Below are 19,593 nucleotides of genomic sequence, written 5' to 3'. Positions count from 1 at the left end.
AGGCCGCCGCGTGACCTCCCTCGCCGTCGCCCAGCGTTCGCTCGCCGACCCGTCCGTACGCCATCCGCTCTGGCCGCCGCTCACCCAGGGGTGCCCGGTCACCTCGACCGACGAGGTCGCCCACCCCCTCGACATCGACTACGCCTACGACGAGGTCCCCGCCGACCTGTTCACCCGCCCCGCCGCCCACGGCCTCGAACGGTGGGCCCCGCTGCTCCCGCCGCTCGCCGCCCCCGGCCTGGGCGAGGGCAACACCCCGCTGGTCCGACTCCCCGACGGCGTCTGGATCAAGGACGAGTCACGCAACCCGACCTGGAGCCACAAGGACCGGCTCAACCGCGTCGCCGTCAGCGCGGCGGTCGCCTCGGGCGCGCGCGGCATCGTCGTCTCCTCCTCCGGCAACCACGGCGCGGCGGCCGCCGCCTACGCGGCCCGCGCCGGGCTGCCCTGCGCCGTCTTCACCTCCCCGGACGCCCCGCCCGCCGTCGCCTCCCATCTGCGCGCCTACGGAGCGACGGTGCTGACCGTCCCGTACGCGTCGGTCAAGCCCCTTATGCGGCGCATCGTCGACGAGCTCGGCTTCCAGAGCGTCAGCAGCGTCACGGACACGGGTCACACCGGACACCCCTTCGGCCCCGAGGGCTACAAGACCCTGGCGTACGAGATCGCCCTCGATCTCGGGCGGGCTCCGGCCGCTGTGCACCTCCCCACCGGATACGGCGAGTTGCTCTTCGGGGTGGCCAAGGGGTTCCAGGAGCTCGCGCGGCTCGGGGTCACCGACTCCGTCCCCCGCGTGTACGCCGTCGAGCCCTCGGCGGCCGGCGCCCTCACCGAGGCGCTCCGCACCGGCGTGCCGGTCGCGCACGTCCCGGTGGGGCCGACCACCGCGTACGCCATCGACTGCGCGGTCAACAGCTATCGGGGTGTCCGCGCCGTCCGTGACACCGGAGGCGCGGCCCGCACGGTGACGGACCGGCACATGGCCTCCGCCGTCGCGGAGCTGGCCGCGCAGGGGCTCTGGTGCGAGACCTCCGCCGCCGCCGGACTCGCCGGACTGCGCGCGCACGGACCGCGCGAGGACGACGGCCCCGTGGTGTGCGTGGTCACCTCCAGCGGCTACAAGGACATCGGCACCGCGCGCGACACGTACGCACCGACGGCCCCGGACTGGCCGTCGATCCAGGCAGCCCTGACGGCCGCCGGGACGTGAGGGCCCGGGAACCCCCGAGGGGGCGCCGCGCCGATCAGGCCGTGCCCCGGGCGGGGAGGACGACCCGGATGCCGAACTCGTAGGTGCCGGTCGCCTCCGCGATGCCCGTGAAGAGCACGGCGAAGGTCTCCTGGCCCCGCGCCGTGGCGATGCCGCCCAGGTCGAGCACCGCGTCGTCGGACCAGCCGAGGTCGGTGACGAGACCGCGCACCACCTTCTTCGCCTCCGCGTCCTCGCCCGAGAGGAACACCGTGCCGGGACCCTCCAGGGAGTCCGGCGCGACCATCACGTTCCGGTCGACCGTGGCGAGCGTCTTCACCACCCGGGTCTCCGGGAAGGCCTGCTGGATCTCCTCGCCGAGGCTGACGACCGGATGCGAGAGCGTCCCGTCCTCCAGGAACCCCACCCCGACGTCCAGGAGGGTCTTCCCGGCGAGCGCCGGAGCCCCGATCGATTCGAGCACGGCGACCGAGACGGTACCCGGGGTGGCGTTCACCAGGACGTCGGCGTGCGCGGCCGCCGCGGCCGCGCCCACGATCCGTACACCCGCCGCGGCGAGTTCCCCCAGCTCCGAGAGGAGCTCCTCGTCGTCGGGCCGCCGCGACCCGACGACCACGTCATGACCGGACAGTGCCCACGCCGACGCGAGGGCCCGTCCCACATTTCCCGTACCGAGAATTCCGATTCGCATGGCCGTCATCCTGGCGTCCCCTGCCGGCGCGGCGCCTCGGCCAGGAGACCCCACCCATGTCGGTCTCTCGGCCTAGGGCCCGTCCGACCGATCCCGCCGGGGTCCCGGCCGCACCTCGGTCGCACGCACCGAACGCCCCGACCTGATCCGACGCCGATGGTCGGGACAGGCCCCAGGGCCGGGTGCCGCCGGACCGAGGCGGGGCTGAGATGATCGAAGGCATGACCACCGTTCCGCCCTCGGCCCCGAAGCCGGCCCCGACCCCGGCGCCGGGCCCGAAGCCGGCCGGCGCGGCGGCGCCCGCCCCGCACGCGACGCTCACCACCGACCGCCTGCTGCTGCGCCCGGTCCGCGCCGGCGACCTCCCGGCCATGACCCGGCTGTGGACCGACCCCGAGGTACGGCGCCACCTCGGCGGTCCCGTCACCGAGCCCGTCATCCGCATCCGGCGGCGGCGGATCGTCGGCGCGCCCGGTTTCCGTGCCGTGGTCCGGGCCGAGGACGACGTCGTGCTGGGGCTGGTCACCGTGGAGCCCGGCGCGCGCGAGGGCGAGACGGAGGTGTCGTACCAGTTCCTGCCCGAGCACTGGGGTCACGGCTACGCCCGCGAGGCCGTCGCCGCCGTCCTCGACGTCACGCTCCGCGACACGCCCAGCGTGGTCGCGGTGACCCAGCGGGCGAACGGTCGCTCCCGGCGGCTCCTCGAAGCGGTCGGCATGACCCATGCCGCCTCGTTCGTCGAGTACGACGCCCACCAGGTCCTCTACCGGCGTCGGCGCCGAGCCCCATGAACCCTTCCCTCAGCGGACCTTCTCGCCCGCCGCCAGCTTCGCCACCATGCGCTCCAGCCGCCCCGCCCGCCCCTTCGGCGTGCGGGCCTGCCAGAGCCGCATGATCACCAGGTACTGATCGGTCCTCCCCAGCCCCTCGTAGAAGGTCCGCGCCCGCTCGTCGGCCGCCAGCGCCGCCGCGAGATCGTCCGGCACGGTCGCCTCCGCCTGCGACGGGTACGCGGTCTCCCACCGGCCGTCCGCCCGCGCGGCCCGCACCTCGGCGAGCCCCGGGGCGCGCATCCGCCCCGCTGCCGTGAGCGCCTCGACCTTGCGGACGTTCACCTGGGACCAGAGGCTGCGCGCCCGCCTCGGCGTGTACTTCTGCAGGTAGTAGGTGTCGTCGCCGCCCTTGCGCTGCCCGTCGATCCAGCCGAAGCACAGCATGCAGTCGAGGATCTCGGGATTCGTCAGCGACGTGCCCCCCTTGTCCTTCTTGGCGATCCTCAGCCACACCCCGGGCGTGTCGGCGTGGTGGGTGTCCAGCCACGCCTCCAGCTCCGCGGTCTCCGTGACGGTCATCAGCTCGAGCCCGTCGTGCCGCTCCATCGCCGCTCCCCTGTCGTCGTCGTGCGGCCAGGATAGGGACAGCCCCCGGGAATCTCCCGCTCCGGCCTGCGACGATGCCGGAACCTACGTCAAGGAGCTCTGACCCATGTCCTTCCTGGTGATCGGCGAGTGCGTCGCCGACATCGTCCGTGCCCCGGTGGGCTCCGGCGTCGCCGACCGGGTCCACCCCGGTGGCAGTCCCGCCAACGTCGCCTACGGCCTGGGGCGGCTCGGCCGGGACGTCACCCTGCTCACCCAGCTCGCCGACGACCCCACCGGACGGCGGATCGAGGCCCATCTCCGGAGCGCGGGCGTACGGGTGGAGGTCGGGGGCGCCCCCGACCGCACCCCGTCGGCCGTCGTCGGCCTGGACGCGGAGGGCCGGGCCACGTACACCTTCGACATCGCCTGGAGCCTGACGGCCCCCGCGCCGGCCGGTCTCGCGCCCGACCATGTGCACATCGGGTCGATCGCCGCCGTCACCGCACCCGGCGCGGACACGGTCCTCGCCGAGACGAGACGGCTCAGGGACCGGGCCAGCGTCAGCTACGACCCCAACGTGCGGCCCGCGCTGATGGGGGAGCACGGCGCGGCCGTCGCCCGCGTCGAGCGCTGCGTCGCCCTCGCCGACCTCGTCAAGGCGAGCGACGAGGACCTCGCCTGGCTCCACCCCGGCGAGGACCCGCGCGCGGTCGCCGCCCGCTGGCTGGCCCTCGGCCCGGCCGTCGTCCTGGTCACCCGGGGTGCCCGGGGCTCGTTCGCCCTCACCCGGCGGGAGACGGTCGCCGTGGACGCGCCCCGGGTCGCCGTCGTGGACACGGTGGGCGCGGGGGACTCCTTCATGTCCGCCGTCCTGGACACCCTCGCCGGGCGGGGGCGGGAGGAACTCCGCGCGCTCGACGCCGCGTACCTCGCGGGGCTCCTGCGGAGGGCGGCCGCGGCCGCCGCCGTCACCGTCTCCCGGGCCGGCGCCCAGCCGCCCGACCGTTCCGAACTGGACGCGGCCGAAGCCGTGTTCGGCGTCAGATCCGGGCGTGCGTCGTGATGTCCGAGGCGAACTGCTCGACCAGCTCGGGGGTGACCGTCGGCCGGCACTCGCCGATGGCCGCCAGATAGTCGGCGGTGCTCGCCCCGGGCGCGGCGCCGTCACCGGCCCGGGCGCCGGGCGCGAGGAGATCCCGCTCGAAGGAGGCCTGGGCGGCGATCCGGGCCGCGTGCTCGATGTCGGCGGGGGTGAACAGGTCGCTCGCCACGACCAGTTCGTCGATGTCGACGTCCGTCCGGCCGTCGGTGTAGCGGGACCAGATCGCCGCTCGCGCCGCCTTGTCCGGCGTACCGATCGGGATGAGGTAGTCGAAACGCCCGGGCCGCAGGAACGCCGGGTCGAGGGAGCGGATGGAGTTGGTGGCACAGACGAGCAGCCGCTCATCCCGCTCCCGGAACCCCGGTATCAGCTTGAGGAGTTCGTTCGTCACCCCGTGCATGCCGCCGGGCTGCGCGGGCTCCGAGCGCACCGGGGCGATCTCCTCGACCTCGTCGATGAAGACGAGCACCCGCTCCAGCTCGGCGATCCGGGTGAACGCGGACCGCAGGGCCGCGGCGAGGTTCCCCTCGTCGGCGAGGCGGGAGGGCAGGATCTCCACGAAGGGCCAGCCGAGCCGCGAGGCGATCCCGCGGGCGAACGTGGTCTTGCCGGTGCCCGGCGGTCCGAACAGGCAGACCGCGCGCGGCGGTCGCACCCCGTGCCGGCCGGCCCGCTCCGGTTCGGCGAGCGGCAGCACCACCCGGCGCTCGATCAGGTCCTTCTCCCGCTCCATCCCGGCGACCTTGGCCCACAGGTCGCCGGGGAGCAGCCGCCCGCCCAGCTCGTCGAGGAGTCCGGCGGCCGGCCCGTGCAGCGGCTCCACCTTCTCGAAGTAGGCGACGGCGGGCTGACGTGTGTATCCGGCGTTGAGCAGCCCCTCGCCGAGGAGCTCCTCCTCCGGGAGGACGTACGCGATCCGCCCGACCCTGGCGGCCACGAGCCGTCGTTCCAGCTCCACGAGGAGGGCGCTGGCGAGACCGCGGCCGCGCCACGCCGAGGAGATCGCGACGCGCATCACCCACGCCCGTTCGCCGGAGACGCAGGCGAGCGCGGCGCCGATGGGCTTGCCCTGGTGGACGGCGACCACGGCGGGCTGGCGGGTGGTGAGGGCGCCGATGCACTCGGCCAGCGAGAACACGGACTCCTGGCCGAGCTCGGCCGTGGTGTCGATCAGATGGACGACGGCGGCGAGATCGCTCTCGCGGTAGTCGTGGATGTGCCAGTTCACCGGTGGTACCGCCCCTCGTTGGTGCCGTTGCGGCGAGGCTAGGCGGGGTCCCGGGCGCGGGTCGTGCGCCATCCTGCACAAGGGGGTACGGGCGAACGCGCCGTACCGGCTCTATGCGGAGCGGTGCCGGGGAACGCCGAAGGCCCCCGGAAGGAGTTCCTTCCGGGGGCCTTCGTGTACGGACGGCGCCTCAGGGTCCGGGCGTCAACAGCCCGGGAGCCTCGGCGGACCGGGGCCTTCGGCAGGCCGGGACGGTCAGTAGGCCGGGGCCAGCTTCGGGTTCGGGCCGTGCTCGTTCTCGTGCTGGTCGCCCTCGGTGGCGGCGAAGACGATGAGGATGATGGCGCCCACCAGCGGGATCAGGCCGATGAGGACCCACCAGCCGGAGCGGTTGGTGTCGTGCAGTCGGCGGATCGTCACACCGAGGGACGGCAGGAAGATGGCCAGCGAGTACAGCGTGCTCAGCAGCGAGAAGTCGAGCGCCACACCTATCACGGCGAGCACGATCGCGATGATGATGTTGAAGAGCTCGAACATCCAGAATTCCTTGCGGCGCGCTCGGCCGCTGAAGACCGCGTACTTCTTGATGACGTCGATGTACCAGTTCACTTTGTCCCCCCAAGGACTGGGTATGCGTGCGGGAGCCTGTCCCTGTGGAGCAAGCTTTACGCAGAACTTAGGTGGCTGAAACCACATGGGTCAATTCGTTACCGGCCGGTGCCCGTTCCGGGTCCGTAAAGAGCGAACGGCGGCGCCTCCGGGAGTGGAGGGCCGCCGTTCCGGGAGAGGATCAGAACATCACGTCCTTCTCTTGCTCATGAGCAGTCCGCCGGCCGTGAGCGAGAACAGGCAGACGCACGCACCGGTGATCACGTTGCTCAGGACGGTGCCGGTGTCGGGACCCTGTCCGACCACCCACGGGGCGACGATCAGCCACGCGCCCATCAGCAGGACGACGAAGTTCAGGTCCTGCGACCGCTCCGGAACCAGCGACATGCACAGGCCGAGGACCGCGAGGGCGATACCGACGACCAGGTTGCTGATGGCGAGGGCGGGCTGGGTCGCGGAGAAGTGGACCGTCCACGCGGAGATCGCGGCATAGACACCGGCGAGGATCACGAGCTCCTCGACAGCCGCGACACCTCGGGTCTGGAGCATACGGGCATATCGGTCCCGCATTTCCGGCGCGTCCGGGTGTCCCGCGATATCACCAGGACGGTGAGAGACGTCGGCCATACGACTCGCCTCCTTCTGGCGTCATACACCTATGAGCGCACTTGCGACACATGGTGCCGCTGCTTCATTGTGCGCTTATCTGGCCTTTATGTGTAGGTCTGCCCGTTAAGGGATGCGCACAGAATTTGAGCCGTGGATGTGCGGGGACCCGCCAAATGGCGATCTCTGTTCAACAGAATGTGCGGTGCGGAAGTGATCGGACCGACGCATTGTCATGCGCGACGCCGGGTGCTATTCGGGGCGTAGCCTGGAGGTGGACTCGGGGACCGACCTCTCCATCGCCGGGAGCGGATGATGACCGGCATTGTGAAGAAGAGTTTCGACGCGGCGGACGAGACCCGCCCCTTCGAGGACGGCAAGGGCAGGCTCGACCTGGTCAACGGCGAGCGCGGTGCGGTCGGGCGCGCGGTGTTCGAGCCCGGCTGGCAGTGGTCCAAGCACATCAAACCGCTCGCCGGCACCGACAGCTGCGAGGCGTCGCACGTCGGATACGTCGTCAGCGGCCGGATGAAGGTCGTCATGGACGACGGTGACGCGACGGAGTTCGGGGCGGGGGACTACATGGAGGTCAAGCCCGGTCACGACGCCTGGGTGATCGGTGACGAGCCCTGCGTCGCCGTGGACTGGACGGGCTTCGGCGACTACGCGCGCCCGGCCGGCTCCTGACGGCACCCGGCCGGGGGCGGAGCGCCGGGCCGACCCGTGACAGCGCGTCGCCACCGCTCCGGGACGGCGACGGGCGCCGCCCCGGAGCGGCGGTGCGCGCCCGGCTCCGTCACACGGAGGCGGGCTCCTCCGTGGAGCTGCCCGAGGCGATGCCGAACGCCGGGTCCGGGACGGACTCGGGGGCGAGCAGGACCGAGGACGTGCCGTCCACGCCGACCGGCACGTCACCGTCGATGGTCACGCGGCGCAGCTTGCGCACGTGGTCGTCGGAGTCGTCCACGCCGTAGTGCTGGGTGGCGCGGTTGTCCCAGATGGCCACGTCGCCGACCTGCCACTGCCAGCGCACGGTGTTCTCCGGGCGCTCGACGTGCGACTGGAAGAGGCCGAGGAGGGCGCGGGAGTCGGCGCCCGTCAGGCCGCTGATCCGCTGGACGAAGTTGCCGAGCAGCAGCGTCCTCTCGCCGGTCTCGGGGTGGACCCGTACGACCGGGTGCTCGGTGAGGAACTTCGTCGAGGCGAAGATCTCGCGGAAGCGTGCGAGCTGCTCGGGCAGGACGCCCGGGCGCAGCGCGGCGTAGTCGTAGTCGTTGGAGTGCACGGCGCGCAGGCTGTCGGCCAGGGCGCGCAGCGGCTCGGGGAGGTTCTCGTACGCGGTCGCCGTGTTGGCCCACAGGGTGTTGCCGCCGTACGGCGGGATGACCACCGCGCGCAGGATCGAGAAGGCGGGGTAGGCGGGCACGAACGTGACGTCGGTGTGCCACTGGTTGGCCCGGCCGCCGTAGTCCGAGTCGATCGGGAAGGAGTAACGGCCGTCGGCGGAGGGGACGGTGGGGTGGGCGACGGGCGTGCCGAGGAGCCGGCCGAAGGCCTCGTGGGCCTCCTCGTCCAGGTGGTCCTGGTCGCGGAAGAAGACGACCTTGTGGGCGAGGAGCGCCGCGCGGATCTCGGACACGGTCTCTGCGGGCAGGTCGCCGCCGAGGCGGACGCCGGAGATGACGGCGCCGAGGCGGCCGCCGACCTTCTGGACGGTGAGGGTGCTGGTCGCGGTCGACATGGCGGGTCCTTTCGGGGCCGGGGAGGGCCCGGTCGCAATTAATTTCGCAGCGGAAGTAATGAAGGGGTGCGGGGTCCCTGAGGGCCGACGGGTCCCACCTGATCCGTGGGGGACCGAGAGGCCCAGGGGATGCCGTCGGGCCTGTGGGATGCCGTGGGTCTCCGGAGGGTCACCGGAGTCGAGGTGGGTCAGGCGATGGGGCGAGGCCCGCGAGGGCCCGACGTGACGTGACCGGCCGGGCGGTGGGCGGGGAGCCCCGTGGATCGGGCGGGAGGTACGGAGGCGGGACCGGGGAGCCGATCACGCGAGGGGGTCGCGAGGATCAGGCGCCGGAGACGGCGGTACAGGAGGAGGTCGCGAACATGTCCCGGAGACTCGCAGCGGCCGCCACCGGACGTCAAGCGCCCGTCCGCTCCCCGGGCGACCGCCACCGATGGTTGAATCGGCGCCTGCGCGGCCCGGCCACCCCGGTCCGCACCACCCCGCCCAACCGGCCCTGACCTGCGGTGTCTTCCCGCCACGGACAGGGCGGGCCCGGCGCGGGGCCGGGGTGCGCGGCAGACCGGCGGCGCCTACGGCGACCGCTCCGGGAATTCACATCGCCGCAACAGTGACCGGAACCAGTGACCAGAGAGGCACCCATGACGAGGAACTCCCCCCACGCTCCCCGGATGGCGGGCGACGGCCGGCGCGAGGCCAACGCCGCCACCGTCCTGCGCACGGTCCTCGACCACGGACCGGTGGCCCGCGGCGCCGTCGCCAAGCTCTCCGGCCTCAGCCCCGCCGCCGTCTCGCGCCAGGCCACCGACCTCACCCGGCTCGGCCTCCTGCGCGAGCTGCCGGAACTGGCCGGAGGCGGGGGAGTGGGGCGGCCCCAGATCCCCGTCGACCTGCACATCGGCGTCTCCGGCGGGCCGGTCGCCGGAGGTGTCCACCTCGGTGTCCCCGGCTCGACCTTCGCCCTGGTGGATCTCCGCGGACAGGTCCTGGCCCACCGGACGTACCCCCACGACGGCATCGCGCCGGACGGACTGCCCGGTGCCGTCGCCCGCGAACTGCGCGGTTTCCTGGACACGCACACCCGGGGGCGCCCCCTGCTCGGCGTCGGCGCCGCTGTCGGCGGCTGGGTGGATCCCGCCGAGGGGGTGGTCGTCCGCCACCAGGCCCTGGGCTGGCGCCGCCGTCCGCTCGCCGCCGAACTCGCCCGCGGCCTCGGCGGGCGCACCGTGCGCCTGGACAACCACGCCCGTTCCATCGCCCAGTCGGAGATCCTCTTCGGCCGCCCCGCCGCCCGCCGGAGCCTGGTCCACCTCTTCATCGGCAACGTCGTCGACGCGGCCGTCGGGCTCGGCGGGGTCGTCCACCAGGGGCCCGGGGCGGCTGCCGGTGACGTGGCGCACCTGCCCGTACCGGACTCCACGGTCCCCTGCCCGTGCGGGCGTTCGGGCTGTCTGGAGGTAACCGCCTCGAACACGGCCCTCGGTCGCACCGCCGTGCGGCGCGGGATCGTGCCCGAACCGGACACCTTCCTGGTGGTGGACGCGGCGGCCGCGGGGGACCGGCGGGCCGACCGTCTGCTGCGCGAGCGCGCCCGCGCGGTGGGCCGCGCCGTGGCCCTCCTGCTCGACGTCCTCAACCCCGATCTGGTCGTCGTGACGGAGCAGTCGAGCGTCCTCGAACCGGAGTACCTGGAGGAGATCAGGGGGGCCGCGATCGACCTCTCGCACGTCTGTGACGATGCCGAACGCATCGTCAGTCCACATGCTGGACCGGCCACACTGCCCGTCGCGGCAGGCACGGTTCTGCTGAATCCCCTGTTCAGAAGGCCTCTTGAGACGGCCGAGGAGTTGCTGTCACCGGAGGTCGAGAGGTGATGTCGTCTCAGAATGCGGTCAGGCGCGGTTGACCGCCCCGCGGAGCCGCTGTCATATTGCTCCCGTGAATCCGGACATGAGCCTCATCTCCCGCAGGCACGTCGACCTCTGTCGACAGGCCAGCGCGGTCTGTGCCGTCCGCGTCTGACCCAGGCGCCGGCCCCCGCGCCGGCCTCGCCCACCCCGTTCCGGCCCCGCCGGGGGCGGGCCGCCCGTCCGCGCTCCGCTGACGGACCGCGCCCCTGCCCTCCCGGCCGCCGCACCGGCCACCTCCTTCGCGCGCCGCGCCGCCCCTCGTCCGTCCGCCGCGCCGCGCAGCCCGGACCTCCGGCGGCCTCCCGAGCTCCCTTCCGGCTCCCTCCCGCTCCTCTTCCCCCTTTTCCTTCCGCAGCGGATCGAACCCGTGCGCCCCGCGCGCCTCCGCTCTCCCTTCACAGGCAGGCATCGATGACCGAGCTGTCCCCCTCCACGCCCACCGCCCTCTCCCGGCGCACCACCCTGCGCGCCGCGGGCGGCGGCACCCTGCTGCTCGGTCTGGGCCTCGCGGGCTGCCGCTCGGCGGTCTCCGAGACCGAGGCGCCCGCGGCGAAGGCCGGTACGGGGCCCCGTCGCGGCGGCACCCTCACCGTCGCCATCAACTCGGACTTCACGCCGAGCCTGCTCTTCGCCCAGAGCGGCCAGTCGCTCCAGCAGCGGCTGATCTACAACACCCTCACCCGCTACGACGACCAGCTGAAGCCGCAGCCCGAACTCGCCACCTCCTGGGAGTACGCCGAGGACGGCCGCAGCATCACCCTCAAGCTCCGTACCGGCGTCACCTACCACGACGGCCGGCCCTTCACCGCCGACGACGTCGTCTTCGCGGTCAAGAACCTGCAGAACCCGCTCAGGGCGGCCCAGTTGAGGGCGACGGCCGCCGCCGTCACCGGCTTCGAGAAGCGCGGCGACCACGAACTCGTCCTCAAGCTCGCCCATCCGGTGAACAACCTCTTCGACCTCTTCGAATTCATGATCCTCACCGACCGGAACAGCGTCGAGGACGCCGTCACCGGCAAGAAGCTCAACGGCACCGGCCCGTTCAGACTGACCAAGTGGAGCCCCGGCACCGGCCTGAGCTTCACCCGCCACGAGAAGTACTGGCAGCCCGAGCGCCCCTACCTCGACGCCGTCGAGTTCCGGGTCGTGCCCCAGGCCGACGCCCTGCTCTCCTCGCTGCGCACCGGCCAGTCCCAGCTCTCCTTCAGCGTCCCCGGCAAGAACCTCCCCGTCATCGCCTCCACCCCCGAGCTCGCGATCAGCGAGTACAGCACCGGAGGCGGAGCCTTCTACCTCGGCGTCAACACCAGCGTGGCCCCGCTGAACAACAGGACCGTCCGGCAGGCCCTGGCCTGGGGCATCGACCGCGAGCGCATCCTCAAGCAGGTCCTCGGCGGCTACGGACTCGCCTCCGCCACCCCGTGGCCCAAGTCCTCGCCCGCCTTCAGCGAGGCCGGCCGCACCCACTACACGTACGACCCCGGCAAGGCCCGCGAACTCCTCAGGTCCGCCGGTCACCCCAAGCTCGACCTGCCGCTGCTCCACATCAACCTGCCCGGCGACACCGCCGTCGCCGAGGCGATCCAGTACGACCTCAAGCAGATCGGCGTCCAGGTCACCCTCCAGCCCACCGACCCGGCCACCGCCCAGAAGAACCTCATCTCCCAGTCCATGCCCGGACTGTGGACCATGGGTCACGGCTTCGCCCAGGTCCAGCCGTCCACCCTGGCGGTGAGCGCCTACCCCTTCAACGAGGCCAAGAACACGTCCAAGTTCCGCTCCGCCGCCTACACGAAGGTCGTCCGCGAAGCCTGGACCAGCCCCGAGACCGGCGCCCGCGCCAACGCGCTGCGCCGGCAGATCACCGACACCCTCCTCGACGAGGCGTTCATCATCGACCTCGTCATCCGGGGCGCCGTCCAGGTCTCCTCGAAGAAGCTGCACGGCGTCACCCTCAACAAGTTCTCGTACCTCAACCTCGACGACGCCTACCTGGCGGGCTGAGATGCGCGGCTATCTGCTGCGGAGGCTCCCCTCCGCCCTCCTGGTCCTCCTCGTCGCCTCCTTCCTCGTCTTCGCGCTCCTCCGTCTCGTCCCCGGCGACCCCGCCGCCGTCCTCGCCGGACCCGACGCGAGCCCCGAGACCGAGGCGGCCATCCGCGCCCGCCTCGGCCTCGACGCACCCCTGCTCACCCAGTACGTCCAGTGGCTCGGCGACCTCGTCACCGGCGACCTCGGACCGTCGTACGCGATCGGCGGACAGACCGCCGACCTCATCGGCGACAGCCTCGGCGCCACCGTCGAACTCACCCTCGGCGCCCTGTTCTTCGTCGTCGTCCTCGGCGCCGCCTTCGGCATCCTCGGGGCGACCTCCCGCAACCGCTGGATCCTCGGCACCGTACGGATCCTCACCACCGGGGCGCTCGCCGTCCCGCCGTTCGTCACCGGTGTCCTCCTCGTCCTGCTCTTCTCCGTCCTCCTCGGCGTCCTGCCCCCGGGCGGCCGCGTCCCGCTCCTCACCGCCCCCGACCTCGGCGTCCAGTACCTGCTGCTGCCCGCCCTCTGCCTCGCCCTGCCCAGCGCCGCCGTCCTCGGCCGCTACCTCAAGGACGGCATCGAACGCGCCCTCGGCGAGGACTACGTCCGCACCGCCACCGCCGCCGGCATCGCCCCCCGCCGCCTGCTCTGGCGGCACGCCCTGCCCAACGCCCTGCCGCCCGTCGTCACCCTCCTCGGCATGCAGACCGGCAACCTCCTCGGCGGCGCCGTCCTCGTCGAGGCGATCTTCGCCTGGCCCGGCCTCGGGCAGCTCGCCGAACAGGCCCTGGTCCGCCGCGACTACCCCGTCGTCCAGGACCTCCTGCTGCTGCTCGTCACCGTCTTCGTCCTCGTCCAGCTCTTCACCGACCTCGTCCACGCCTGGCTCGACCCCCGGATCAGGTGGGAGTGACCATGACGACCCGCACCGCCAAGCCGTCCCCGGCCCCCGTCACAACGGCCCCGGCCCGCAGGACCCCTCACCCCTACCGGGCCGCCCTCGCCACCGCCCGCGGCCGCACCGGACTCGCCCTCGTCGGGCTCGTCGTCCTGGCCGGGCTCCTCGCCCCGCTCCTCTCCGGGCACGGCCCCACCGACCAGAGCGCCCTCGCGCTCGCCGGCCCCGGCACCCCGGGCCACCCGCTCGGCACCGACGACCTCGGCCGCGACCTGCTCTCCCGCCTGCTCCACGGCATCCGCGCGGACCTCGGCATCATCGCCGTCGCCGTCCCGCTCGGCGCCGTCCTCGGCTGCCTGTTCGCCCTGGCCGCCGCCGCGCACCCGGTCGCCGACACCGTCGTCCAGCGCGTCTTCGACCTGGTCCTCGCCTTCCCCGGACTGATCCTGGCGCTCGCCATCACCGCCGTCCTCGGCCCCGGCAGGCTCCCCGTGATCATCGTCATCGCCCTCGCCGAGATCCCCGTCTTCGGACGGCTCCTACGCACCGGCATCCTCGTCCAGCGCGGCCGGGAGTACGTGACGGCCGCCCGCGTCGGCGGCACCTCGGGCGGCCGGATCCTCACCCGGCACATCCTGCCCAACGCCGCCGACCCGCTCGTCGTCCAGGTCGCCGTCTCCCTCACCGTCGCCGTCTTCATCGAAGGCGCGATGAGCTTCCTCGGTGTGGGGGTCCGGCCTCCGGAACCGACCCTCGGGGCGGTCCTCAGCCAGTCGATGCCCTACCTCGCCCAGGCCCCGCACTTCGCGGCCGGACCGCTCGTGACCGTGACCGCGCTCGTCCTCGGCCTCTCCCTGACCGCCGAGGCACTGAACCGGGAGATACGCCGATGACCACCCCACCGCTCCTCGACGTCCAGGGCCTCGACGTCGAGTTCACCACCCCCGACGGAGGGACGCTGCACGCCGTCCGGGACGTGTCCTTCACCCTCCGCGGGGGCGAGACCCTCGCCGTCGTCGGCGAGTCCGGCTCCGGCAAGTCCACCACCGCCCTCGCCCTGCTCGGGATGCTGCCCGGCACGGGCCGGGTCGCCGGCGGCTCCGTCCGCCTCGACGGGGAGGACCTCGTCACGGCGGGGGAGGAGCGGCTCCGGGCCGTCCGCGGCGTCCGCGTCGGCATGATCTTCCAGGACCCGATGACGGCCCTCAACCCCGTCCTCACCGTCGGCCGTCACCTCGACGAGGTCCTCCGCGCCCACGCGGGCCGGGACCGCGCCACCGGCCGCGACACCACCGGGCGGAGCCCCAGGACCGACCGCCCCGGCACGCCCCCCGGCCGGGACGAGCCCGCCCGCCGTGACAGGGCCGCCCGGCGCGCCCGGGCCGTCGAACTCCTGCGGCTCGTCGGCATTCCCGACCCCGAGCGCCGACTCGACGACCATCCGCACCAGTTCTCCGGCGGTCAGCGCCAGCGCGTCCTCATCGCCATGGCCCTCGCCGGCGAACCCGACATCCTCCTCGCCGACGAACCCACCACCGCCCTCGACGCCACCGTCCAGGACCAGATCCTCACCCTCCTCGGTGACCTCACCCGTACCACCGGCACCGCCCTCGTCCTGATCACCCACAACATGGGCGTCGTCGCCCGCGCCTGCGACCGCGTCCTCGTCATGTACGGCGGCACGGTCGTCGAGGACGGACCCACCGCCGAGGTCCTCAGCCGCCCCCGGCACCCCTACACCGCCGGCCTCCTCGCCGCCGTACCCCGCCTCTCGACCCCCTCCGGCACCCGCCTCACCGGCATCCCCGGCACCCCGCCCGACCTCGGCCTGCCGCTCGCCGGCTGCGCGTTCGCCGCCCGCTGCGCGTTCGCCGAGGACCGCTGCCACACCGCCGCACCCCCGCTGGTCGCCCTCACCGACACCGTGCGCGCCGCCTGCCTGCCCGCCGCCGAACGGGCCGAGCCGCTCCCGCCGCCCCCGCCGCCCGCCCGTATCGACCGGCCCGCCCCCGGAGCCGTCGTCCTCACCGCCGAAGGGATCCGCAAGACGTACAGGGGACGCGGCCGCCGCTCCTTCACCGCCCTCGACGACGTCTCCCTCACCCTCGCGGCGGGCGAGACCCTCGGCATCGTCGGCGAGTCCGGCTCCGGCAAGTCGACCCTCGCCAGGGTCCTCGCCCACGCCCACCCGGCCGACGCCGGCCGGATCCTCCTCGACGGCGAGGACGTCACCCGGCCCGGCCGCGCCGAGCTCCACTCCGTACGCCGCCGCGTCCAGATGGTCTTCCAGGACCCGTACGCCTCCCTCAACCCCCGCATGAGCGTGGCCGAGATCGTCGCGGAACCCCTGCGCGCCTTCGGCATCGGAGCCCCGGGGGAGCGGGCCGCGCGGGTCGCGGAACTCCTCCGCCTGGTCGGCCTCGACCCGGCCGCGGCCGACCGGCCCCCGCGCTCCTTCTCCGGCGGCCAGCGCCAGCGCATCGGCATCGCCCGCGCCCTCGCCCCCGAACCGTCCGTCCTCATCTGCGACGAGCCCGTCTCCGCGCTCGACGTCTCCGTCCAGGCCCAGATCGTCGGCCTCCTCACCGACCTCCAGCGCGACCTCGGTCTCGCCCTCGTCTTCATCGCCCACGACCTGGCCGTCGTCCGCCAGGTCAGCCACCGCATCGCCGTCATGCACGAGGGCCGGATCGTGGAGACCGGCGGCGCCGACGAGCTGTGCGACCACCCCCGGGACCCCTACACGCGCGCGCTGCTCGCCGCCGCGCCCGAACCCGTACCGGTCGCGCCCCCACGCGTCCCCGTCGCGGCCGAGGCGGTGTCCGCGTGAGCGCCTGCTGCACCCCGGGCCGCGGCTGCACGGGAGACGGCGGACAGCCGGAGACCCTCACGCTCCTTCCGCCGACCGCCGCCCGGACCACCCCGAGGTCCCACCCCATGGTGGAGCTGCCCGGCGGGACCTTCCGGATGGGCGACTCCTTCGGCGAGGGATACCCCGCCGACCGCGAGGGACCCGTACGGGAGGTGACCGTCGCGCCCTTCGCGATCGACGCCACCGCCGTCACCAACGCCCGGTACGCCGAGTTCGTCGAGGCCACCGGACACCGCACCGACGCCGAACGCTTCGGCTCCTCCTTCGTCTTCCACCTCCTGCTCCACCCCGCCGCCGAACGCCACGTCCTCGGCCGGGTGCCGCAGGCCCCCTGGTGGCTCGGTGTCGCCGGGGCCGCCTGGCACGCCCCCGAGGGCCCCGGCTCCGACCTAGACGGCCGGGCCGACCACCCCGTCGTCCACATCAGCCACGGCGACGCCCTCGCCTACTGCGCCTGGGCCGGCGCCCGGCTGCCCACCGAGGCCGAATGGGAGTACGCCGCCCGCGGCGGCCTCGACGGCGCCCGCTACCCGTGGGGCGACGAGTTCACCCCGGGCGGCCGGGAGATGTGCAACACCTGGACCGGCGACTTCCCGCACCACTCCGAGCGGCCCGGCGGGTACATCGGCACCGTCCCCGTCACCGCCTACGCGCCCAACGGCCACGGCCTGTACAACACCTCCGGCAACGTCTGGGAGTGGTGCGCGGACGCCTTCGGCCCGGGCGAGCACGTCATCCGCGGCGGCTCCTACCTCTGCCACACCTCCTACTGCAACCGCTACCGGGTCGCGGCCCGCTCCCACAACACCCCCGACTCCTCGACCGGCCACGGCGGATTCCGCTGCGCCCGCTCGCTGCCCCCGGAAGGACCCGCTCCCGCATGACCACCGGCACCCACCGCGACGCGCCCCGGCCCACCCCCGCCCGCCGCGACCCCTACGAGGGCTTCGCCGGCCGCGTCGGCCGCACCTTCGCCGACTCCGAACCCGCCTGGCCCACCCGTACCACCCCGCCCGCCAAGGCCCCCAACATCGTCGTCGTCCTCGTCGACGACATGGGCTTCAGCGACATCGGCCCCTTCGGCTCCGAGATCCCCACCCCGGTCCTCGACGGCCTCGCCGACGACGGCGTGCGGCTCACCAACTACCACACCATGCCGCTCTGCTCACCGGCCCGCGCCGCCCTGCTCACCGGCCTCAACCCGCACCGCGTCGGCTACGCCATGGTCGCCAACTCCGACCCCGGCTTCCCCGGCTACGGCATGGAGATCGCCGACGACATCCCCACCCTCGCCGAACTCCTCCACGACGCCGGCTACGCCACCTACGCCGTCGGCAAGTGGCACCTCGTCCGCGACTCCGCCTCCAACGCGGCCGACCACCGGGGCAACTGGCCCCTGCAGAAGGGCTTCGACCAGTACTACGGCGTCCTGGAAGGGCTCACCAGCCTCTTCCACCCGCACCAGCTCGTCCGGGACAACAGCCCCCTCGACATCGACGAGTTCCCCGACGACTACTACTACACCGACGACATCACCGACCAGGCGATCTCCATGGTGAAGTCGCTGCGCGCCCACGAGCCCGACAAGCCCTTCTTCCTCTACCTCGCCCACAACGCCGTCCACGGCCCCCTCCAGGCCAAGGCCGAGGACATCGCCCGCCACCGCGGCCGCTACGACGAGGGCTGGGACACCCTGCGCGAGCGGCGCTTCGCCGCCCAGATCGCCGCCGGCCTCTTCCCGCCCGGCACCGAACTCCCCGCCCGCAACAGCGAGGCCGGACTCGACGTCCCCGCCTGGGACTCCCTGACGGAGGACCAGCAACGGCTCTACGCCCGCTACATGGAGGTGTACGCGGCCCTCGTCGACAACATCGACCAGAACCTCGGCCGCCTCACCGACACCCTCGACGCCCTCGGCGAACTCGACAACACCATCATCGTCTTCACCTCCGACAACGGCGGCACCGGCGAGGGCGGCGCGGAGGGCACCCGCTCCTACTTCAGCCGCTTCGTCCACCACCCCCGCCTCCCCGGCGACTGGGACCCCGACGTCGACCGCGACCCCGAACTCATCGGCGGCCCTCGCAGCCTCGTCCACTACCCCCGGGGCTGGGGCATGGCCTCCAACACCCCGTTCCGCCTCTACAAGGGCCACACCTACGCGGGCGGCGTCCGCGTGCCCTTCGTCCTCTCCTGGCCCGAGGGGGTCAGGGACGGCCGCCTCGCCACCGGGCTGCGCCCCCAGTACCAGTACGTCACCGACATCACCCCCACCCTCCTCGAACTCGCCGGTCTCTCCCGGCCCGAGACCCGCCGGGGCGTCCCCCTCCAGGAACCGGACGGCATCAGCTTCACCCCCGTCCTCACCGACCCCGCCCACGGCTCGACCCACCCCGAGCAGTACTGCGAGATGACCGGCAACCGCAGCCACTACCGCGACGGCCACAAGCTCGTCACCCTGCACCGGCCCGGCGCCCCCTACGACGACTCCGAATGGGCGCTGTACGACATCCGTACCGACCCCACCGAGATCCACGACCTCGCCGCCGAAAACCCCGCGCTCGTCAAGGAGCTCTCCGAGGCCTGGGAGGAGGCCGCCCGGCTCAACGGCGTCTTCCCGCTGCCCGACCACAGCGGCGCCCTCGCCCGCCGCAACCCCGCCGAGGAGCGGCTCGCCCGCCCCCTCACCCTGCTGCCCGGCACCCCGGAACTGGAGCGCTACCGCTCCTCCCGGCTCGTCTCCCTCCGCTCCTTCGAGATCGCCGTGGCCGTCGACGAGACCGGGGACGGCGTCCTCGTCTCCCACGGAGACCAGGGCGGCGGATACAGCCTGTACGTCGAGAACGGCCGGCTGACCCTCGCGTACAACGAGTACGGCACCCTCCACGAGACCGACGCCGGCCCCCTCGCCCCCGGCCCGCACGAGATCCTCCTCGCCGCCGCGGCCGAGGAGGGACTGCGCTGGCGGTTCACCGTCACCGTGGACGGCGAGCACCGCGCCGCCCCCGACAGCGTCCACCAGCTCATCGGCATGGCCCCCTTCCAGGGGATCAGCGTGGGCGTCGACCGGAAGTCGCCCGTCTCCTGGCCCGTCCACGAACGCCACCGGTCCTTCCGCTTCACCGGCCGGCTGCGCTCCGTCACCTACCGGCCCGGCGCCCCCGGCCCCGACGCGCCCGAGGCCGTCGCCGCCGCGCTCAAGGAGGCCGCGGCGGCCTTCGAGTAGCCGGGCCCGATCCGGGTGGTCCGGCCCGCGCTTGCTCCGGCCCGCGCGTGGTCCGGCCCGCGCGTGGTCCGGCCCGCGCGCGGGCGGCCGGTAAAACCCCTG

Annotated in this window: 18 protein-coding genes; 12 read left to right on the top strand and 6 right to left on the bottom strand. The window is 73.3% G+C overall.

Annotated elements, in window-relative coordinates; all coding sequences use genetic code 11:
- Positions 1-10 precede the first annotated feature (10 nt).
- Complete coding sequence (locus ABT129_RS20370) at positions 11-1,210, top strand: threonine synthase (RefSeq protein WP_351903126.1); 1,200 nt, start codon at positions 11-13, stop codon at positions 1,208-1,210.
- 34 nt (positions 1,211-1,244) lie between these two features.
- On the opposite strand, the gene ABT129_RS20365 is transcribed toward ABT129_RS20370, so the two are convergent.
- Complete coding sequence (locus ABT129_RS20365; protein ID WP_351903123.1) at positions 1,245-1,901, bottom strand: NADPH-dependent F420 reductase; 657 nt, start codon at positions 1,899-1,901, stop codon at positions 1,245-1,247.
- A 221-nt stretch (positions 1,902-2,122) separates the two neighbouring features.
- Here ABT129_RS20365 and ABT129_RS20360 point away from each other — a divergent pair, with 221 nt between their 5' ends.
- Complete coding sequence (locus tag ABT129_RS20360; RefSeq protein WP_351903120.1) at positions 2,123-2,692, top strand: GNAT family N-acetyltransferase; 570 nt, start codon at positions 2,123-2,125, stop codon at positions 2,690-2,692.
- Between the two features lie 9 nt (positions 2,693-2,701).
- On the opposite strand, the gene ABT129_RS20355 is transcribed toward ABT129_RS20360, so the two are convergent.
- Positions 2,702-3,280 carry a YdeI/OmpD-associated family protein gene (locus ABT129_RS20355; RefSeq protein ID WP_351903117.1) on the bottom strand — a complete coding sequence of 193 codons (579 nt, stop codon included), beginning with the start codon at positions 3,278-3,280 and terminating at the stop codon, positions 2,702-2,704.
- Between the two features lie 106 nt (positions 3,281-3,386).
- Between ABT129_RS20355 and ABT129_RS20350 the strand changes: the two genes are divergently transcribed.
- Entirely contained in the window at positions 3,387-4,325 is a 939-nt protein-coding gene (locus ABT129_RS20350; RefSeq protein ID WP_351903114.1) for a carbohydrate kinase family protein, read from the top strand.
- Here ABT129_RS20350 and ABT129_RS20345 read toward each other — a convergent pair.
- The 3 genes from ABT129_RS20345 to ABT129_RS20335 all read right to left on the bottom strand — a co-directional run bounded on the left by ABT129_RS20345 (position 4,303) and on the right by ABT129_RS20335 (position 6,750).
- On the bottom strand, positions 4,303-5,592 hold the full coding sequence (locus tag ABT129_RS20345) for an ATP-binding protein (protein ID WP_351903111.1): 1,290 nt from the start codon (positions 5,590-5,592) through the stop codon (positions 4,303-4,305). The two genes, ABT129_RS20350 and ABT129_RS20345, sit on opposite strands and share 23 nt — an antisense overlap.
- A 255-nt stretch (positions 5,593-5,847) precedes the next feature.
- The gene (locus tag ABT129_RS20340; protein WP_351903108.1) at positions 5,848-6,201 is read right to left on the bottom strand and encodes a DUF805 domain-containing protein; all 354 of its coding nucleotides are present in this window, start codon (positions 6,199-6,201) and stop codon (positions 5,848-5,850) included.
- 189 nt (positions 6,202-6,390) lie between these two features.
- Entirely contained in the window at positions 6,391-6,750 is a 360-nt protein-coding gene (locus ABT129_RS20335) for an SPW repeat protein (RefSeq protein WP_351903105.1), read from the bottom strand.
- Between the two features lie 372 nt (positions 6,751-7,122).
- Here ABT129_RS20335 and ABT129_RS20330 point away from each other — a divergent pair, with 372 nt between their 5' ends.
- Positions 7,123-7,494 carry a cupin domain-containing protein gene (locus ABT129_RS20330; protein ID WP_351903102.1) on the top strand — a complete coding sequence of 124 codons (372 nt, stop codon included), beginning with the start codon at positions 7,123-7,125 and terminating at the stop codon, positions 7,492-7,494.
- Between the two features lie 109 nt (positions 7,495-7,603).
- Here the strand turns inward: ABT129_RS20330 and ABT129_RS20325 are convergent, their stop codons facing one another.
- Complete coding sequence (locus ABT129_RS20325; protein ID WP_351903099.1) at positions 7,604-8,548, bottom strand: TauD/TfdA dioxygenase family protein; 945 nt, start codon at positions 8,546-8,548, stop codon at positions 7,604-7,606.
- A 641-nt stretch (positions 8,549-9,189) separates the two neighbouring features.
- On the opposite strand from ABT129_RS20325, the gene ABT129_RS20320 reads away from it, so the two are divergent.
- The 8 genes from ABT129_RS20320 to ABT129_RS20285 all read left to right on the top strand — a co-directional run bounded on the left by ABT129_RS20320 (position 9,190) and on the right by ABT129_RS20285 (position 19,491).
- Entirely contained in the window at positions 9,190-10,422 is a 1,233-nt protein-coding gene (locus ABT129_RS20320) for an ROK family transcriptional regulator (protein ID WP_351903096.1), read from the top strand.
- 76 nt (positions 10,423-10,498) lie between these two features.
- Positions 10,499-10,570 (top strand): putative leader peptide, encoded by a 72-nt coding sequence (locus tag ABT129_RS20315; RefSeq protein ID WP_327166350.1) that lies wholly within the window; start codon positions 10,499-10,501, stop codon positions 10,568-10,570.
- A 299-nt stretch (positions 10,571-10,869) separates the two neighbouring features.
- Positions 10,870-12,462, top strand: a complete 1,593-nt coding sequence (locus ABT129_RS20310) for an ABC transporter substrate-binding protein (RefSeq protein WP_351903093.1) — start codon at positions 10,870-10,872, stop codon at positions 12,460-12,462.
- Between the two features lies 1 nt (position 12,463).
- Positions 12,464-13,408: an ABC transporter permease gene (locus ABT129_RS20305; RefSeq protein WP_351903090.1), complete on the top strand. Its 945-nt coding sequence runs from the start codon at positions 12,464-12,466 to the stop codon at positions 13,406-13,408.
- Positions 13,405-14,286 (top strand): ABC transporter permease, encoded by an 882-nt coding sequence (locus ABT129_RS20300; RefSeq protein ID WP_502981826.1) that lies wholly within the window; start codon positions 13,405-13,407, stop codon positions 14,284-14,286. The genes ABT129_RS20305 and ABT129_RS20300 overlap by 4 nt, the downstream gene beginning before the upstream one ends.
- Complete coding sequence (locus ABT129_RS20295; RefSeq protein ID WP_351903084.1) at positions 14,283-16,223, top strand: dipeptide ABC transporter ATP-binding protein; 1,941 nt, start codon at positions 14,283-14,285, stop codon at positions 16,221-16,223. Before ABT129_RS20300 ends, ABT129_RS20295 begins: the two co-directional genes overlap by 4 nt.
- Before the next feature lie 107 nt (positions 16,224-16,330).
- Positions 16,331-17,149 carry a formylglycine-generating enzyme family protein gene (locus ABT129_RS20290; RefSeq protein ID WP_351903257.1) on the top strand — a complete coding sequence of 273 codons (819 nt, stop codon included), beginning with the start codon at positions 16,331-16,333 and terminating at the stop codon, positions 17,147-17,149.
- The gene (locus ABT129_RS20285; RefSeq protein WP_351903081.1) at positions 17,146-19,491 is read left to right on the top strand and encodes an arylsulfatase; all 2,346 of its coding nucleotides are present in this window, start codon (positions 17,146-17,148) and stop codon (positions 19,489-19,491) included. Before ABT129_RS20290 ends, ABT129_RS20285 begins: the two co-directional genes overlap by 4 nt.
- Positions 19,492-19,593: the final 102 nt, after the last annotated feature.

This window comes from Streptomyces sp. NPDC002057 (assembly GCF_040296665.1).
Lineage (GTDB): Bacteria > Actinomycetota > Actinomycetes > Streptomycetales > Streptomycetaceae > Streptomyces.
This window is presented reverse-complemented; position numbering and strand designations above follow the sequence as displayed.

Coding starts and splice junctions, on each gene's coding strand:
- ABT129_RS20320 (WP_351903096.1), top strand. CDS start 9,190: ATGACGAGGAACTCCCCCCACGCTCCCCGGATGGCGGGCGACGGCCGG.
- ABT129_RS20310 (WP_351903093.1), top strand. CDS start 10,870: ATGACCGAGCTGTCCCCCTCCACGCCCACCGCCCTCTCCCGGCGCACC.
- ABT129_RS20360 (WP_351903120.1), top strand. CDS start 2,123: ATGACCACCGTTCCGCCCTCGGCCCCGAAGCCGGCCCCGACCCCGGCG.
- ABT129_RS20290 (WP_351903257.1), top strand. CDS start 16,331: ATGGTGGAGCTGCCCGGCGGGACCTTCCGGATGGGCGACTCCTTCGGC.
- ABT129_RS20355 (WP_351903117.1), bottom strand. CDS start 3,280: ATGGAGCGGCACGACGGGCTCGAGCTGATGACCGTCACGGAGACCGCG.
- ABT129_RS20305 (WP_351903090.1), top strand. CDS start 12,464: ATGCGCGGCTATCTGCTGCGGAGGCTCCCCTCCGCCCTCCTGGTCCTC.
- ABT129_RS20330 (WP_351903102.1), top strand. CDS start 7,123: ATGACCGGCATTGTGAAGAAGAGTTTCGACGCGGCGGACGAGACCCGC.
- ABT129_RS20295 (WP_351903084.1), top strand. CDS start 14,283: ATGACCACCCCACCGCTCCTCGACGTCCAGGGCCTCGACGTCGAGTTC.
- ABT129_RS20325 (WP_351903099.1), bottom strand. CDS start 8,548: ATGTCGACCGCGACCAGCACCCTCACCGTCCAGAAGGTCGGCGGCCGC.
- ABT129_RS20335 (WP_351903105.1), bottom strand. CDS start 6,750: ATGCTCCAGACCCGAGGTGTCGCGGCTGTCGAGGAGCTCGTGATCCTC.
- ABT129_RS20285 (WP_351903081.1), top strand. CDS start 17,146: ATGACCACCGGCACCCACCGCGACGCGCCCCGGCCCACCCCCGCCCGC.
- ABT129_RS20365 (WP_351903123.1), bottom strand. CDS start 1,901: ATGCGAATCGGAATTCTCGGTACGGGAAATGTGGGACGGGCCCTCGCG.
- ABT129_RS20350 (WP_351903114.1), top strand. CDS start 3,387: ATGTCCTTCCTGGTGATCGGCGAGTGCGTCGCCGACATCGTCCGTGCC.